General features: G+C 43.7%; 4 protein-coding genes. 1 reads left to right on the top strand and 3 read right to left on the bottom strand.

The window, feature by feature from the left end; genetic code table 11:
* Positions 1-4: 4 nt before the first annotated feature.
* A complete protein-coding gene (locus ABU615_RS06795) occupies positions 5-11,068 on the top strand; it encodes an ESPR-type extended signal peptide-containing protein (protein WP_370388731.1) in 11,064 nt (3,687 codons plus the stop codon).
* 1,000 nt (positions 11,069-12,068) lie between these two features.
* Here the strand turns inward: ABU615_RS06795 and ABU615_RS06790 are convergent.
* Genes ABU615_RS06790 through ABU615_RS06780 form a run of 3 tightly spaced genes read right to left on the bottom strand, consistent with a single transcriptional unit; the run spans position 12,069 to position 19,041 of the window.
* A complete protein-coding gene (locus ABU615_RS06790; RefSeq protein ID WP_370388730.1) occupies positions 12,069-15,314 on the bottom strand; it encodes a type I restriction endonuclease subunit R in 3,246 nt (1,081 codons plus the stop codon).
* Positions 15,311-16,681, bottom strand: a complete 1,371-nt coding sequence (locus ABU615_RS06785; protein WP_267408677.1) for a restriction endonuclease subunit S — start codon at positions 16,679-16,681, stop codon at positions 15,311-15,313. Before ABU615_RS06785 ends, ABU615_RS06790 begins: the two co-directional genes overlap by 4 nt.
* On the bottom strand, positions 16,681-19,041 hold the full coding sequence (locus ABU615_RS06780; RefSeq protein WP_267408676.1) for a class I SAM-dependent DNA methyltransferase: 2,361 nt from the start codon (positions 19,039-19,041) through the stop codon (positions 16,681-16,683). Before ABU615_RS06780 ends, ABU615_RS06785 begins: the two co-directional genes overlap by 1 nt.
* Between the last annotated feature and the right edge of the window lie 841 nt (positions 19,042-19,882).

Raw genomic sequence — 19,882 nt, 5'->3', positions numbered from 1 at the left:
CCAATTGAATAAAATATATCGTGCTATATGGAATGAAACGACCCAGACTTGGGTAGCTGCTTCCGAACTAGCTAAAAGCAAAACCAAGTCTGATACAGTTTCCTTATTACCTGCTGCCAACAAAGGCGGCAGTAAATCTAAACTGAATATCCTTTCCAAACTGGGTGTTATTACTGCGGTTTTAAATTTATCAATATTTGTTCCAAGTGCGTATGCTTCTAATGCAGCAATTGTTGGTGGAACTAATAGAGGTACTGACGGTGCACCCCAAAGCTATCCATACGGCAGTCATGGTTCTATGGTAATTAATGGAGCTAATGACCTTAACGCTACAGGTAGTGCTGCCTATCCTTATACATGTGGTGCAGATGAAGTTGTAGGAAGAGGAGATCCAAACCGCACTATTTCAGGCACAAGTATCAGTGCTCTAGATGAATACCTGCGGTTTGCCCAGAATCAGACTTTTCAAAATAATGGGGTAGGTACCAAGTATACTCCTTATGGTACAACTACCACTTCTGTAGATGCTAGCACAGACGGTATTACAACTACAGGCACCTCCGGTATGCAGGGATTATTAACAGGCGGTGCTAAAAGTAAAATGCCTGTAGCATATGGTGTATATTCTTTTGTTTCTGGTTGTGGTGCCTATGCATCAGGTAATTATTCTGTAGCTTTTGGTACCAATGCTACGGCAACAGCTGGTGGTGCAATGGCTATCGGTACAGCGGCTCTTGCCTCTGGACGCGCGGCAGTTGCCTTCGGTATTGGCGCTCAGGCTACTGGTGTATCTAGTGTGGCTTTAGGCTCTGTGGCTTCGTCTGATGGCGTGGGTAGTGTGGCTGCTGGTTTGATGTCTCAAGCCAGCGCAGATGGTACGGTGGCTTTAGGTGTACAGTCTCAGGCCAAAAAAGATTCTGCTCTTGCCATCGGTAATTCAGCTCAGGCAAATGCGGAGCAGAGTATCAGTATTGGTTCAGCTAATCAGGTGAATGGTAAAGGTTCCGGAGCTATTGGTGGTTCCGGTACTACTACAGGCTTTAACAGTACAGATGGTACCCAGACTACTGCTGCAACCGGTGTAACTATAGTCAACGGTGAAGGAACTTATTCTTTTGGTAATCAGAACGGTACGATTGCCGCTGATAATACTGGTATTTTTGGTAATAAAAATACTATCCAGACTGATCCAGAAGGAATTAGTAAAGCTGATAACATAAGAATTCTGGGTAGCAGTAATACTGTTTCTGCACAAGCCACTGGAGCAATGATTGTTGGTAATACGGCTAATGTAAGTGCAGCCAATGCTTTGGCATTGGGTAATAATACTCAGGTAAGTGGTACCAATGGCGTAGCAATTGGTCAGGGTGCTTCTGCCAAATCTGATGATAGTATTGCTTTAGGTAGTGGTTCTGTCGCTTCTACTTCAAAAGGTGTGGCTGGGTATAATCCATCAACAAGTGTCTCCCGTGATGCTGCAACAGCTTCACCTGTATGGAACAGTACAGCAAATGCTGTAGCAATTGGGGACGTTGCTTCGGGCTTGACTCGACAGATTACTGGACTTGCTGCTGGTACACAAGATACAGATGCAGTGAATGTAGCTCAGCTTAAAAGTCTGGGCACGTCCACATCAACCAGTCTGAGTTCACTTTCTTCGTCTACATCAACCGGATTGTCAACTACAAACAGTAATTTAACTGATTTTCTGGCATCTGCTTCTACATCAATAAGTACAACTACAAGTAATCTAACTGATCTGACAAACAGTATTACCACTCGTTTTAATCAAGCAAATTCTGATATCACTTCCTTGAATACTTCAGCATCTACGGGAATTAAGCACCTTCAGGAAGATGCGTTGCAATGGAATACAAAAGAATTGGCTTATGATGCATCTCATGCAGCCAGTGGAGCAAAAACAGCAAGAATCATTAATGTTAGTGCTGGTGATATTACTGCACCGGGTTCGACAGATGCTGTGAACGGTGGACAATTATACGCTACTAATACAGAGTTAGCTTCATTAAGCACATCTTCATTGGGCAGCATCAGTAGTGCAGTAGCCAATTTTAATTCAACTTCAGTTTCTGTTAGCACAACGCTGTCGTCTTCTGTAAATCAGTTGAATACTCTTGTAACCAGTACGTCCACTAGTCTGAGCCAGCTGAATATTGATGCACTGCAATTGAAAAACGGTATGTATGATGCCAGCCGTAATGGTGAAGCACAAAAAATTACCAATATTGCAGCCGGCGATATTTCTAAAGCTACATCTACAGATGTAGTTAACGGTGGGCAGTTGTTTACAACTAATTCTAGTCTCAGCCGGTTGTCTACTTCAACCAGCCAAAGTATTCAGGACGCAAATACTAAAAGAGACTCATTATCTACATCTGTGGGTACAGTACTGGATACCACTAATAAGACTATTTCTTCATTGTCTGTGGCTACTGGAAACAGTATTGGCCATCTTAGTGATGTGGCTTTGCAGCTTAATGGTGATGTTTATGATGCCAGCTATGGAGGTTCAAATCGTAAGGTAACTAACGTTGCTGCTGGTGACATCAGCAAGGCTACATCATCAGATTTGGTTACTGGCGGACAATTATTTACCACTAATAAAAGTATCAGTACTTTAGCATCAACAACAAGTTCAGACCTACAGTCTGCAAACGCTGATTTGTCTTCTTTATCAACCAGTATTGATACTAATATTACTACCTTATCTACTGCACTATCCAGCCGTGTGGATAATGTAGTGTCTAACATCAACACTAATCTGGGTAATGTTAGCACTAGCTTATCAAGCGTGCAGAGTTCTACTTCTACAGGTATTAAAAATCTGAAATCTGATGCTTTACAATGGGATGATAACTTAAAAGCATTTAGTGCCCTGCGTGGCAGCAGCCCTCAAAAAATTACTCAGGTTGCCGCGGGTGATATTACATCTGTCGCTTCTACTGATGCTGTCAATGGTGCTCAGCTATATACGACTAATTCAAATCTGACAGTTTTATCCGGTAGTGTTTCAACTGGATTGTCTCAGCTTTCAGATCAGATAATTTCTTCAACCACTGCAGATATTAATAAAGTTTCTCTGGTAGCTGGTACTATTAGTAATAGTGTTACTGGGCTGCAGAGTAATGCATTGCTGTGGAAAGAAGGTGCGTATGATGCTAGACATGGTGATGTGGATCAGAAGATCACTCATGTTAAAGCAGGTAGTACTGATCAGGCTTCCACTGATGCGATTAACGGTGGTCAGCTGTATAGTCTTTCCACTGTTACGGCTGGCAAATTAGCGAGTACTACTTCAACAGTTAATTCCAGTCTGGCAGATACCAGCACTAAATTAACTGCTGTAAAAGATCAGGCGCTTTTGTGGAATTCAACTAAAACTGCTTATGATGCCAGCCGCAGTGGTAATGCTCAGAAGATTACAGGGGTAGCAGGCGGCGATCTGACAGCAGATTCCAGTGAAGTGGTTATTGGCGCTCAGTTATACACAACTAATACCACTCTAGATACATTGTCTTTATCAACTACGAATAGTTTAAGTAGCCTGAATACTGCATTACAGAATTCTTCTAAGTCTGTAATCAGCAGCTTATCGTCTGCAGTAGGTGATAGTCAGGCAGATATTGCTAATCTGCAGAAAAATGCCTTGCAATGGAGTGTTGCTGATAAAGCATACAGTGCCAGAAATGGTGGCGAAAATCAGCGTATTACCAATGTAATGGATGGCACACTTGCAGCTAATTCAACAGATGTAGCAACAGGTAGACAGTTGTATACGCTTTCTAGCTCTACGGTAGAAAGTCTAAACAGCTTATCTACTTCATTAGAAGGCTTGTCTGCAAAAGGAATACAAAGTCTGTCTACTATTCTCAGTACTGGTCTGCAATCTGCCAATACAAATATTTCAGCTTTGCAAAAAGATGCTTTGCAATGGAATAATGATATTGGTGCTTATGATGCTAGCCATGGTTTGGCCAATACCACACAGAGAATTACTAATGTAGCAGATGGCATACTTAGCGCTGATTCAAGTGATGTGGTTACAGGTAAGCAGCTATTTGCAACCAATACTAGTGTTAGTAGTTTGACTGACAAACTGAATAATGGACTACAAAGCTTATCTGGTTCTGCTTCTACCGGTCTAGATAATATTTCAGCAAATCTGAATAAATCCCTGTCTACAGGTTTGACTTCTCTCTCTACTGCTGCTGAAAACAGTCTGACTACAACCAATACTAATTTAAATTCATTAAAGCAGAATGCATTGCAGTGGAATAATACTGTAAATGCTTATGATGCCAGTCATGGTGCTACAAATGAAAAACAGAGAATTACCAATGTAGCTGATGGTAGTGCCACAGCAGGCTCCAGCGATGTTGTTACCGGTGGCCAGTTGTATACTACCAATACCGCAGTCAGTGGCTTGTCTACTAGTATGTCTACTGGATTAAATACATTATCTACTGCCACTAGTAATAATTTGATCGATCTGACTAATACTCTGGATAACTCACTGAAATCTGGACTAAGATCATTATCTACAACTTTGGATAATAATCTGGCTTCTACCAGTGCTAATGTGGCAGCATTACAGAAGAATGCTTTACAATGGAATAGTACTGCCAGTGCTTATGATGCTAGCCACGGTGCGATAGGTGGATCAGAAAAAATCACTAATGTGGCCGATGCCTCTTTAGGAGCTAATTCAAGTGACGTAGTCACTGGTGGCCAGTTGTATACTACTAATAGTACTTTGAGCGATATATCTAGCAGTACTTTTAATACTCTTGGTTCGATTTCATCATCAGCCTCAACCGGTATCAGTAGTATATCCACAGCTTTGAACAATTTTGCTGATAGTAAAATCAGTAGTTTGTCTAGTAGTTTTGACGCTAAGCTGACTGCAACCAATACCAGCCTTTCAACTCTGCAGCAAAATGCATTGCTGTGGAATGGTGATTTGAAAGCCTATGATGCTACTCATAATGGACAGGCTCAGCGGATTACTAATGTTTTGGATGGAAATGCCGTAGCTGGTTCCAGCGATGTGGTTACTGGTGGTCAGCTGTTTACCACTAATAGTAATCTTACATCTTTGTCTGGAAGTGTTAGTACTACATTTGGTGAATTATCTAGTTCGCTTCAGGATATCAGCAACAATAGTCTTGCTGGTTTGAAAGACGAATTAAATAAAACCAATATCAAACTGAATGATCTGACTACCTCAACCTCAACTTCTCTTCAGACTACCAATTCCAATATTGGTGTGCTGCAGCAAAATACCTTATTGTGGAATAAGGATCTGAATGGTGGTCAAGGTGCTTATGATGCAAGTCATAATGGTATCTATCAGCGTATTACTAATGTTAAGGATGGCATTTTAAGTGCAGATTCAAGTGATGTAGTTACTGGTGGCCAGTTGTTTACAACCAATACTAATGTTAGCAAACTGTCTGGTAGCATAAGCTCAATCTCAGACAGTGTGGTAAATGGTTTAAGCAGCTTGTCTTCTTCTCTAACTGAGATGAATACTAATAATCTGGCCAGCCTTTCAACTGGTTTGAACGATACCAATAACAGGCTAACTGAATTATCTACTACTGCTTCCAGCAGCTTGAAATTAACTAACGCTAATGTGAATACATTGCAGCAGAACGCATTGCTGTGGAATGATAGTTTAGGTAATGGTGGTGCCTACGATGCCCGTCATGGTACGGCAGGTGCTTTAGGTAAGATTACCAATGTTGCTGCAGGTACACTTGCGCAGGATTCCAGTGATGTAGCGACTGCTGGCCAGTTGTTTACAACCAATACCAAAATATCTAGCCTTTCAAACAGTGTTAGCACAGGATTTGACAATTTTTCATCTTCTTTAAGCACGATTGTCAAAGCCGGTGGTGTATCTAGTCTTTCAACTGTTACCGAGGTGATTAGTGGCAAAGTAAGCCAGCTGCAGCAGAACGCGTTGCAGTATAATTCTGCTCTGACAGGTTATGATGCTAGCCATGCTACTGGCAAGCCAGCTAAAATTACCCGTGTTGCAGAAGGTGCTGAAACAGTAGATTCAAGTGATGTGATTACTGGCGCACAACTGTATCGTGCTTCCTCAGGATATTCTACCAGCTTGGCAAATGTATCTCGCTCACTATCATCTGGTTTGAATTCAGCCCAACAGACATTAGATAGCCTGTCTACGTCTTGGCCGGAAAAACTAAACAATCTGTCTACTAGTACTTCCACTACTTTCAGTAGCTTGTCTACTACGGTATCGAATGCTTTCAACAGCTTGTCCTCTACGACATCAAACAGTGTAGCTATTCTGTCTTCTAGCTTTTCTACTGGGCTGAGCGGCTTATCTACAAGTGTTTCAAACAATATTGCTAATCTTTCTACTGTTACTCAAAATAGTCTGAGTAGTTTGTACAATAGTTCATCCACTACACTAGGACGCCTGAGCAGCACTGTGAGCTCAACTACTAGTACCGTAGCTGGATTACAGCAGGATGCTCTTCAGTGGAAAAATGGTAGCTATAGTGCAGATCATGGTACAGATAAGCCACAGAAAATCACTAATGTAGCTGCCGGCAACGTAGCTCCTGATTCAACTGATGCAGTTAATGGTACTCAGTTGTACAACCTTTCTACCGGCATCAGAACAACGGTAGATAATCGCTATACAAGTCTTTCTACTATATTAGGTAATAGTGTTAGCACTGTTAGCAGTAAACTGGATACTTTCACTGCTAATACAACGAACAGCCTGAATAAACTAGATACCGATCTTAGCTCCACGACAGCCAAAGTTTCTGCTCTACAAGATAATGCCCTACTTTGGAACAATTCGCTGTCAGCTTATGATGCCGGACATGGTGGCACAGCGCAGCGTATTACTAATGTAGCTGCGGGCTTGGTAGCTCTGAATTCTACCGATGCAGTAAACGGTGGCCAGTTGTATACATTGTCTAGCTCCACTTCAGCCGGACTAAGCAGTTTGTCTACTAATCTGAATGAAGTGACTAAAAATCAGCTTGGTAGTTTGTCTACCATTGTGATTAACAGCCTCAGTACGGTAACCGATAATATCGGCAGCCTTTCTACCGGCTTAAGTAAGATTAATGGTAATGTCACTTCATTGCAGGCAGATGCGTTGCAGTGGAATAAAACTAAAGGTGCTTACGTAGCTGATCATGGTACAGGTCAGGCACAGAATATTACTCAGGTAGCTGCAGGTTCCATAGCTGCAAATTCTACTGATGCTGTAAACGGTGCTCAGATGTATAACTTGTCCACCAGTACAACAGCCAGTGTCAATACGTTGAATCAAAGTCTGAGCTCTACTAATGTAGCGTTAAATACACTGTCTACTGCCTATGGCACTAGCCTGAGTACACTTACAACAGGCCTGAGTAGCACTAAAGATGCGCTGAATCAGTTGTCTGATACAACGACAAACAGCATTACTGGCATCAACAACAGTCTAAGCAGCCTAACCAGTACGACTTCTTCCAATCTACAGATTTTGGATAAAGGATTACAGGCAGCTAATGCTAGTGTATCTTCACTGCAGGCCAATGCGCTGCTGTGGAATGCAGGCAAGGGTGTGTACGATGCCAGTCGAAATGGAGAAGCCAAAGTACTGAGTGGCATCGGTGCAGGTGCAGTCAATGCAGCTTCAACTGAAGCTATTAACGGCGGGCAATTCTATAGTCTGTCTACGGTAACTGCGGCAGGCTTGAACAGTACCAATAGCAATCTGAGCACGCTGAGTAGCAGTACAGCAACAGGCTTGGCTGGTTTAACTGCTAGCTTAAGCAGCACCAATCAAAATCTGACGACGCTGAAGGCTAATACCTTGCAATGGAATGGTTCACTTTCAGCTTATGATGCTGGTCGTGACGGTTCTGCACAGCGCATTACCAATATTAGCGCCGGACGTCTTGCTGCAGACTCTACCGATGCAGTAAATGGAAGCCAGCTGTATACATTATCTAACTCCACCTCAACTGGGCTAAGCAGCTTGTCTACTAATCTGAATGAGGTAACCAAAAATCAGCTGGGTAGTCTGTCTACTATAGTGACTAATAGTCTCAGTACGGTAACGGAAAATGTAAGCAGCCTGTCTACAGGTCTGAGAGAAACCAATACTAATGTAGCAGCCTTGCAGCAAAATGCATTACAGTGGAATAGTGTGAGCGGTGCTTTTGATGCAACCCGTAATGGCCATGCTCAGAAATTGACCGGTATTGCTGGTGGAGATATTAGCGCTGTTTCAAGTGATGCCATCAATGGCGCCCAGATGTACAGCTTGTCTACTCTGACACAGGCAGGACTGAGCAGTAGCAGTACGGGGCTGAGCAGCTTAAGTAGTGTTACATCGGCAGGTTTGTCTACTGTCAATGAACGAGTAGATACGCTGACCAGCACCACTCAATTAGGACTGGCTAGTGCCAGCACAGGCTTAACCAGCCTGAGCAGCAGTACTTCAACCGGTCTGACTAGTCTGACATCCAGTCTGAGTAGCACAAATCAGAACCTGACTACCCTGCAGCAAAATGCCTTACAGTGGAATAGTTCGCTAACAGCTTACGATGCTAGTCATGGCGGTGGTACAGCTCAACGTATTACTAATGTAGCGGCCGGCCGGGTAGCCTTGGATTCTACTGATGCAATTAACGGTAGCCAGTTGTTTAGTTTGTCTGGTTCTACTTCAACCGGACTAAGCAGCCTGTCTACTAACCTGAATGAGGTAACCAAAAATCAGTTGGGTAGTCTGTCTACCATCGTTACTGATAGCCTCAGTACAGTAATTAAGAGTGTAAGCAGTCTGTCAACTGGTTTGAGTGATACCAATACCAATGTAGGTAATCTGCAAAAGGATGCACTGCAATGGAACAATGCAGTGAACGCTTATGATGCCACTCGTGGCGGTCGTGCGCAGAATCTGACCGGTATTGCTGACGGAAATATCAGTGCCGGCTCTAGTGATGCCATTAACGGTGCTCAGATGTACAGCCTGTCTACTTTGACGCAGGCAGGATTGAACAGCAGTAGTACGGGACTGAGCAGCTTGAGCAGTGCCACATCAGCAGGTTTGACTAATGTTAATAACAAAGTGGATACGCTGACCAGCACCACTCAATTAGGACTGGCTAGTGCCAGCACAGGCTTAACCAGCCTGAGCAGCAGTACTTCAACCGGTCTGACTAGCCTGACATCCAGTCTGAGTAGCACAAATCAGAACCTGACCACCCTGCAGCAAAATGCCTTGCAGTGGAATAGCACACTGGGTGCTTATGATGCCAGTCATGGTAGTGGTACAGCTCAGCGTATTACCAATGTAGCTGCAGGCCGCGTGGCAGCGGATTCTACCGATGCGGTAAACGGTAGCCAGCTGTATGCATTGTCTGGTTCTACTTCCACAGGTCTGAATAGTCTGTCAACAGTAGTTTCATCAACTGTAATTTCAGGTATCAACAGCATCAGCAACTCTATGTCTACCGGATATGAGAGTTTGTCACGTAGTTTGAGTACTGCCAGTGACAGTCTGGATAGGCTGGCTACAAACACGAGCACCAGCCTGAGCAGCCTGTCTACCAGCTTTGGCAATACTCAAAAAGATGTGAAAGAGCTGAAGGATAAGAGCCTGCAATGGAGTGATGATAAAAACGGGTTTGATGCTGGAAGACCAAATAAACTTACTCGAGATTTTGATGGAAAATATGGCAAGATTATCAATGTGGCTGATGGTTTAGTTGACCAAGATTCACATGATGCTGTAAATGGCGGCCAGCTGTATACCGAAAGATCAAGACTGACAAGTTTATCAACATCTACTTCGACCGGATTATCTACAATCACCAGTATTTTGCAAGATACTCCGACAGGCGAAATGATCACTAATATTACTAACCTGACGAAGAATGCCTTGCAGTGGAATGGTACGTTGGGAGCTTATGATGCCAGTCATGGCAGCGGTACAGCTCAGCGTATTACCAATGTGGCAGCCGGTAATCTTGCACGTGGTTCTTTAGATGCAGTTAATGCTGGTCAGTTGTGGGATGTGAAAACAGACTTGGATAATCTGAGTACATTGGTACATAGTTTGCCAACAGGTACGGTTTCAGACGCACAATTGAATAGTCTGTCTACCGCGATCAGTCAAGTTGTCGGCAGCCAGATTGCTTCCATAGCATCAGGTCTGGGTACATCTTACACACCGGGTTCGAATGCTATCAATCCGCCTAAATACGATACGTCTACGCCTACTGGTGGCAATGTAACAGCAAATAATGTCGCTGATGCACTGCAAAATATTCAGAATTATGGCACCAAGTATGCGAAGATCAACTCTGCTAAAGCTGCATCAATTGCTCAAGGTGCTGATTCAATAGCAGTGGGTGGCGCAGCAATGGCTAGTGGTTCTTCAGCGATAGCGATTGGTGATTCAGCTAGTGCTCCTGCTGCCAATGGTGTGGCTTTGGGCAGCAATGCTCAGGTGAAACAGTCCGGTGGTGTGGCTCTGGGCTCCGGATCAGTAGCAAGCACAGCTGCTGGTAAAGTGGGATATATTCCAGTAACTGCAACATCGCAGCAGGCAGCAGCAATCCGTGCCACAAGAAGTACGGAAGGAGCGGTATCTGTGGGTGATGCATCTAAGGGTGTATACCGTCAGATAACTGGTGTTGCAGCTGGTACTGCTGACACTGATGCTGTGAATGTGGCTCAACTTAAAGGTGTTAATAATCAGATTACGAACATCAATAAGTATGTGAACCAAGTAAATGAGCGTGTTCAGCGTACTGAGCGTCGTGCTTATTCTGGTACTGCTCTGGCCATGGCCTTATCCGGTGCTTATCTGCCTTCTCTGAATGCCGGTGAGCAGGCAGTTGGTGTGGGTGTAGGTACTTATCGTGGCTATACCGCTGTAGGCGCCAACTACAAGGCAATGAGTAATAGCGGTAATATCGGCTGGGGTGCAGGTGTTTCCACTACTGGCAAAGAGGTTGGCTTTAATGCCGGTGTTGGCTTCAAGTGGAGCAACAACTAAACCTTTTAGCTGAATCGTGAATAAAACTTCCGGATTTGTTTAGAATCCGGAAGTTTTTTTATTGAGGCTTTCATTGATAGATTTATCAGGCAATACATTTGTTTGACTGCATTTAATGTGAAGTTGATTTGCTCCAGACTGGGTGGATATTTATCCAAACAATAAGTTTAGATTTGAGGCTGAAATATTTTCCGCTAGGGATTGTTTGCTGTTTTGTTTTAGCTTGCTAAAACAATAAATTTTGGCTGATTTTATGTTTTTCAGATTTTCATCCGCTCGCTATCTAATTGTTTCCATTTGGCATTAAAACCACGGGCTGCCTGTTGGTGAACAGAAAGCCTGATTTAAACATTAACGATTAGTAAGGTAATTTTCGCCGATAAGAGCATGCCTTACCAAATACTGGTTTTGAGTTTGTTTTATGAGCTGGTAATGGTGATGCAATGTTTCACTAGGCCGTACCCTACTCAGCCTTTATATGGTTTCTATATAGGAAACGATAAAAGATGCCATGATGTGAATCATGTTGAAAATCTAGATTTATCTGTTTAAAAATGGCCAGCACCATGGCGCTTTAGCGCGATAAGGAAATAATTGTTATCGCTTATAGCATCATGAGTTGGATTGTCTGGCCACAGATAGGCAATATGGCACGAAACTTATGATTTAAACCGGATACGATGAATATCACTATTCTTATATCTTTCTTGTAAAGGCGGTAGTTGTGCTGTTTACTTTTCCCAAAGGCAGTGGTGAATGCCTGTAATAAATTCAATTTCCTCTTTTGAGGCAAGGTTTTTTGGTGCATGAGCGAACGAGATATTATAAACAACACCATCCTGACAACATTTGCCATATAAATACTTTTTATACCGGAGTGCATGTGCTGAGGCTTAGTTTGGCCCGAATATTCTCGCCTCAATCTCAAAACTAAATTTGTTTAACGCTTGGTGTATCACAAGTGGATTTGGGATTTACCCTACTCTTTGATAAAAATGCGTTAAATCCCTTTCAACATATCAAACACTACGCGAGCGAAGTTCTTTGCCAGTTCAGGATTAGAAAGGTATTGCATCATCATTTCCTTCTGGGCGTCATTGCTCTCCAACACGGCATTATCAATGGCTTTCGGGAAATCACCTAGCATCACCTGTTCTGGTGAGTTGTTCATAATCTGTGCCATTACAGTTTGGTTTTCTGACAGTTTATCGCGCACTGTGAAAGCATAATTAATTAAGTCTTTATCGGTTAGATTATCGGTGATAAAAAGCTCATTCAAACGTTTTAGGATATTTGACAGAAACTCTTCTTTTTTGTGTTTTGGTTTTGCCGTACCAATATCATTACTTGGATTGATTTTGCCATCTTCAGCATTTTTTTGTAGCTGTAAACTTTGCTGATAGAGCTTCGAAATACGATAATGGCTCATTTCAACGTTGCTTAAATCAATTTTATCATCTTCAATGCGCTGTTCACGCAGCAACGGACGCAGATGGCGGGCAAACAGACTCAGCCTTTCTAAGTCTTTATCATCGTAATCGACGATTTGGGACATAAACTCGTAAAAACGGACAAAACTGCCGAGATCTTTCTTGAAAATAAGCAGCTTACTTTTTTCTTGTTCGCATGCTTTGAAGGTGTTTTCCGCATTGGTAATCAGCACAACATCGCCGGTTTGCTTAGTGCGTTCAACAATTTTTTTGGCATTCTCATACGCCTCAACCGCCGAATTGTAGCGTTGCTGCCAGCGTTGCACAGCTGGTTTGCAGATATTGCTTAAGGCCGCAATGGGTAAATGATTGTTGAAAAATACTTTGCAGAATTGCTCTACTTCGCTCCATTGGAAAATGCCACTGGTACGCAGCTTTGCAAACAAATCAAAGACGAGTTGTGGATCGCTAACATCCGTGAGTGTTGCTGTTTGGTAGTACGGCTGGAAAGCACTCAAAATATCTTCGGGCTGGTTGTAGAAATCAAGTACAAATATGTCTGATTCCGCTTTGCCTGGATAGGTGCGGTTTAACCGCGATAGCGTTTGTACGCATTCGACGCCACCCAGCTTTTTATCCACATACATGGCGCATAGCTTAGGCTGGTCAAAACCAGTTTGAAATTTGTTGGCTACCAGCATTACCTGGTAGTCTTCGGTATCAAACGCTTTGCGCATATCCCGGCCTTTTAAGCCTGGATTCATATTGATTTCAGTAAACTTTTGATTTAGCAGTGCAAAGCTATTGTGGTCATCTTCGTGGAATTCCACTTCACCGGAAAACGCCACCATGGCTCTGATTTTGTCGTATTTTTGCTCGGCAATGTATTTATCGAATGCCAGCTTGTAGCGCACTGCCGCTTTACGCGAACTGGTCACCACCATCGCTTTTGCCTGCCCACCCAGTAATTGCATCACATGCTTGCGGAAATGCTCTACTATCACTTTCACTTTCTGTGATACGTTATGCTCGTGAAGCAAGACCCATTGATTTAGTTTGATTTTGGCTTTTTTGCTGTCGACTTCTTGGTCTTCATCATCCAGCTTTTGCAGCAGCTTGTAGGCCACTTTGTAATTAATATAGTTTTGCAGTACATCCAGAATAAAGCCTTCTTCGATGGCCTGACGCATGGAGTAAACGTGGAATGCTTGTGGCTTATTGGTTTTTGAAGCTGGTTCTTGCGGATTTGGTCGACGGCCAAACAACTCCAGCGTTTTGGCTTTAGGTGTGGCGGTAAAAGCGTAAAAGTTAAGGTTGTTGCTGCCTTTACGTGCGGCAATGGTGGCATCTAGAATATCTTCTGTAGATATCTCTACATCGTCATCCATTGCGTCGGTCATCAATACTTCTTTTAGCTGACGCGCTGTAGAGCCACTCTGTGATGAGTGTGCTTCATCGGCAATCACAGCATATTTGCGCTGCTTCAGGCTGACGCTGTTTTCAATCGCTTTTAGGACAAATGGAAAGGTTTGAATGGTGACAATAATGATTGGTTGCGAATTTTCCAGTGCACTTGCCAGCTTTTCCGATTTTGAACCGTCCCCTTCTTTGTTGTTGATGCGGCCGACCACACCATCCTGATGCTCAAACTGATAGATGGTATCCTGTAGCTGATCGTCAAGCACGGTACGATCGGTTACCACAATTACCGAATTAAACAGCTTTACGCCATCTTCATCGTACAGGCGTGAAAGCTGATGGGCTGTCCAGGCGATAGAGTTTGATTTGCCCGACCCCGCACTGTGCTGAATCAGGTATTTATTGCCGGTGCCTTCTACTGTGGCGGCGGTGATGAGTTTGTTTACGACGTCCCATTGATGATAGCGTGGGAAAATCAGGCTTTCGCTTTTGTACTTCACGCCAATGGCGTCTTCTTTTTCAACGATTTGCAAGTGCATAAAGCTGGCCAGAATTTTCAGCAGGTTGTCTGGCAACAGCACCTCATTCCACAGGTAGCTGGTGGCGTAGTCGTTGATATTCTGCGGGCTATCGTTCCCTGCCCCGCCATCATGAGTGCCTTTGTTAAATGGCAGAAAGAAAGTTTCATCACCCGCGAGTTTGGTAGTCATAAACACTTCGTACTGGCTAACTGCAAAATGCACCAGTGCGCCGCGTTTGAAGGTGAGCAGTGGTTCAGACTTATTGGTACCAGAGTTGGGCAAACGCGTTTGTTTATACTGCGTAATGGCGTTTTGTACTGCCTGCTTAAATTCAGATTTCAGTTCCAGTGTTGCGATTGGCAAGCCATTAACAAACAATACCAGGTCAATACGCCATTTCTTGGCTTTGCCCTCCGTTTCTGCCAATGCCGCTTTTGACGCATGCGGGCTGTAAATCAGCTCCGGCACGATACGAAAGATATTTTGCTTGTAGCGCGTTAGTGTATCTGGGTTGAGGTTATGTTCTGGCTTAAACTGACACAAAGAAAAACGCGCACTATGGTTTTTGATACCATGGCGCAGCACGCCGAGCGTGCCGTAGGTGCGCGACTGCCTATCGGTAGCGTTGATATCCGCTTTTTTTAGCTGCGCCACCAGCGCATCGAGAAAATGACGCTCGGTATCGGTGGGATAAATGTTGGCAAACTTCTCCCACTCCTGTGGCTGCGTGGTCTGCACAAAGGTCAGCGTATCCTGCGAGTAAAGCGCACGTTCGCGATCGTAGCCATCCGTTTTGCCGCAAACCCAGCCATTTGCCTTCATTTGTGTAATGATATCTTTTTGAAAAATATGTTCTTTGGTGCAGTCCATGCTCATACAGCAGTCTCCTCTGGTTTCTCTGCTTTCTGTGTGTCTGGCGCAACCCAGTCGCGAACGTCGATTTTTCCGGTGACGGCGGAGGAGATTAGGGCGGTGCGGCGTTCCTGTAGTAACGCAACTTGGTTAACACTCAGTTCTTCAGACTTCTTTAATCTTCCTAGTTGCAGCTTTATAAATTTTAAAATTTCCACCCGTTCTTCAACTGGGGGAATTAGCAATGGAGTTTCTTTGATATTTGTTGATGAAATGGATGCAAGGTTCGTACTTTGCTTCGCTACTCGATAGAAGTGGAATTTTGCATAAGCAGCTCGAGTAAGTATATCTAGCCAATCTGATTCAATGTTTTGAGGGCGAATTGCAAAAACATGATTTTGATAAATACAATTATCAATTGACGCCGTCCAGACCGCACCACGGCCTAATTGGTCATTATCCCCACCCTCATTCATCAATACGTCACCATCGCGAAGCAAATATCGTTCAAGCTGGCTCGGTTCAATATCTATGGTATGTACATCTTCAAGATCGAGATAACCATCTTGGACGTTAGCTACACGAAGCATAGGAACTGAGATACTATTTTTACCTGTTAGATCTTTCCCTTTAGGTATTCCTGACTGCAGGTTTGCCGTATGTTTTAATCTGCGAACAATCCAATGTTCCGGAACTTCCCCCAACCATTCAATACCAGAATCTTTCATCGGCACATCAGGGTTTAGCCCTTTGGTGACAGCATGGCTAATCACTGCCTGACGTTTTTCTTTCAAAAGTTCAATCAGTTGCTGTTGCTTCTCAATGAGGTTATCGATTTTTGCGGTTTCGTGATCGAGGAAACGGTATATTTTTTCCTGTTCAGTCTTGTCCGGAAGCAGCAGCTCAATATTTCTAAACTCATAAGGATCCAGATCCCATTGATTGACTCGTATTCCCTTGGAACATCTCAGGTATTGAGTAACGTAAATCGGGTTGCGAAGTAAATAATGCACATACCTTGGATGTGTCACTTCAAAAAAAACATTGTTGGGTTCGTATACAAAATATGCCGGACTAACGATTCCTTCATACGTTGAAATTGCGATTGATCCTTGCCAAGCTTTCATCTTATTCATAACCATATCATTTGGCTTAACCAATTGATAGGGTGATAAATCCTCCGAAGGCTTATTATTATTATCATCTCTGCTTGATTTTGGTATTACACCATAATCGCGATATACGGAAAGCAATTCTTTCTCAGTATATCCGGTCCGTTTAACTCTAGAAAACAATTTGTGTATGGATATGGTTTTCCAGTGAGATGGTACCATTCCCAGCCACTCAACCCCAGAATCCTTATACTCGGGATACGCCTTATACTTAGCCATCAGGAATGTACCTCCTGCAGCAGCTTCATAATCTCGGCGCTGACCGCATCCAGATCGGCATCAATTTCCTCCAGTGGGCGCGGTGGCTGATAAACATAGAAATGGCGGTTAAACGGAATCTCGTAACCGACAATTCCCACTTCACCATCTTTCGCATCACGTTTATCGGCGTTGATCCACGCGTCATTCACATGCGGCAGCACTTCTGTTTTGAAGTAATTTTCAATCAGGTCGCTAGTGGATAAGGCTGGGTTCAGCGGCACGTTTTCGTTATCGCGCAGCTCGCCATCCTGCTCAAACTCAACAACCTTGTCTTTATATTCAAACGCACCGTACAGCGGCTGAGGGGCTTTTTTCAGCACTTTCTTGACCACTGGTTCGGCATCTGGGTTTTTGGTAGTGAAGGCATCGATAAATTGTTTGTTTTCTTTCGTATCCAGCTTCACGCCAGCGGTTTTGATGGCCTCTTTTAGGCTTAGCTGGAACTGGTTGAAGTCATTGCTCACCAGCGTTTTGCCACCCGATTGCGACCCTAAAGCTTCTTGAATTTTCTGTGCTTTTTTCATCAATGTGCGCTGCACCAGCCACAGTTTGCTGTCGAGCAGGTCTTTAATCTGCTTCTCTTTCAGTTCGGCAAATTCAGCTTTGATGATGGCGCGCGCATCGGCTTCCAGCTCCGAGAAATCGCCGTAGGTGTTGTCCTGCCACTGGGACGCGAACTCTTCATACAGGCGTTCCATCGGCGCGTTAAATGGTTTCGGTGCAAAGCGTAGGGTTGCAATTGCTTCATCCGTCACCTGAGCAGATATCCGCAGCGGGCGCTCAATGGTCAGGCGGCGGTAGCCAAAGTCGGTATTGTTAAAGATTTTACTGGCGAAGGTTTTCGGCGCTTCGGTTTTGGCGGTGGCAGGCTGGCGGCCACGGTTGGATTTTTGCTCCTTAGCTTTTTCCAAACCCAGTTCTTTTAGGGGGGTAGCAGTCACTACTTCAAAATTACCAAAGATTTGCGTAATTAGTTTGATATCATCTTCACGTATTAGGTTACGCTTTGAACCCAATGATTTACGCATTTTGCCGCACAGGTTGCTGCCATCAATTAGCTGTACTTTGCCTTTACGCTCAGGCGCTTTTTTGTTGGAGAGTATCCAGATGTAGGTGGCAATGCCAGTGTTGTAGAACATGTCTGTTGGCAATGCGATGATGCCTTCCAGCAAATCGGCTTCCAAAATGTAGCGACGGATTTCGCTTTCACCACTGCCCGCTCCACCGGTAAACAGTGGAGAGCCGTTAAGAATAATTCCGATACGGCTGCCGTGGCTGACGCTATCATCTACATTTTGGCTGTTGCGCATTTTGCTAATCAGGTGCAGTAGAAACAATAGCGAACCGTCGGAAACCCGCGGCAGGCCAGGGCCAAAGCGGCCGCTAAATCCTTTTTGTATATGCTCATCAATAATCTCGCCCTCTATTTTTTTCCAGTCTACGCCAAATGGCGGGTTAGAAAGCATATAGTCAAATTTATCCAGCAATAGCTGGTCGTTAGAGAGGGTGTTGCCCAGTTTAATTCGGCTGACATCCTGACCTTTAATGAGCATATCGCCTTTACAGATGGCGTAGGATTCTGGGTTTAGCTCTTGGCCAAAAGGACATAGGACAGCTTTAGGATTTAGCTCGTGCACATATTCCATACCGGCAGAGAGAAAACCACCTGTGCCGGCGGTTGGGTCGTAAATGGTGCGGATGATACCGTCCTTGACCAGCACTTCATCATCTTTCATTAATACCAGAGAGGTGGTTAAACGGACGATATCACGTGGGGTGAAGTGCTCACCGGCGGTTTCGTTTGAGCTTTCTGCAAAACGGCGGATCAACTCTTCGAATACTAGCCCCATTTCATAGTTGGATATCGCTTTTGGACTAAGGTCGGTAGTGGCAAATTTTTTCACTACTTTATACAGCAAGTTGGCATCTTCCAGCAGGCCGATAAACTCACTGAATTTAAAGTGATCGAAGATTTCACGCGCATCCGGTGAAAACGCCTGTACGTAGCTTTCTAGGTTGGCTTTGATGTCGTTCTGCCCCAATTTACCTAGATCCATCTTAGACGTATTGTAAAAAGTAAGTCCGCTGGCGTGCTGCAGAAGCATTTTTAAGCTTTCTTCCGGCAGTGTGTTGGTTTGAAATTCATCATATTTTGCCACCACTGCATCTTTCGTTTCTGCCAATACACACTCTAGGCGGCGCAGCAGGGTAAAGGGCAGGATCACGCGCCCGTACTGAGACTGCTTGAAATCTCCACGCAGTAAATCTGCCACCGACCAGATAAACGCAGCCGTTTGGGAAAAATTAGTGTTTGTCATGAATTCCTCGGAAAAGATTGCAGCCAGAGTACAAATGCGCACAGGCAAAAAATTTAATTCAGAATGCTGTAGGCGAGATGATACCTGCTCTGTGTGCCATCGCAAGCGATGCAAAACAAAGAAAGATACAGTAGGGATGGCATATGACAAAGATGTATGTACAAACCCCTTAGGCTGGACAGCAATATATAGTTGAGAAACCATAGCGCTGGTGATGGTTGCTCTGAGCCCAAAGATTAGATATAGCTTGAATTTTACACTCGAACCAGAGTATTAAATGAATAAAAATGGTGATATTGTTTTAATGTCATTAATATGTTGGTGAGATGAGTTGGGCTGATTTTAATGAAGATGCATTTGATAAGCGGCTTCTAAGTTTTATTTTAAAATTGGGTGCTCAAATGAAAATAATTGCTTCTGTTTGTGTTGATGTTTGAGCAATAACAAAACGTGGCGTGATTCAAGGATAAACGGGGCAACATATCATTTTAGTAGTAAGTGTAAGGCGCAGTTTTTACAAATAGGATGTTAATCCTTTCGGTATCTGAATATTTTTATCTTTTTGTCATAATTAAGTGCTAGGTGACGCTGTGTAACCCTGTGTCGCATATTTGAGCGTGTTTTTTCTTTTGAAAAGCTTCGTGTCCAAGTCACGAACTAATATTTGCTGTTACCACTGTATTCGTTCTGCTACCCAAGGTGATGAGTTGTATCGTATTGGTTCGCCTTTTGATTTCGGTTAACACAAGGCAATATTTTAGAACCGATGCATGATTAAACTAAGCTTCTTTTTCTGAAATTTCATTAAGCAGTTTCAAAGGACGATGACATTTGGTGTAGA

Source organism: Snodgrassella alvi, assembly GCF_040741455.2.
Taxonomy (GTDB): domain Bacteria; phylum Pseudomonadota; class Gammaproteobacteria; order Burkholderiales; family Neisseriaceae; genus Snodgrassella; species Snodgrassella alvi_E.
The sequence above is the reverse complement of the archived record's forward strand: the minus strand, read 5'-3'. Positions and strand labels throughout refer to the sequence as shown.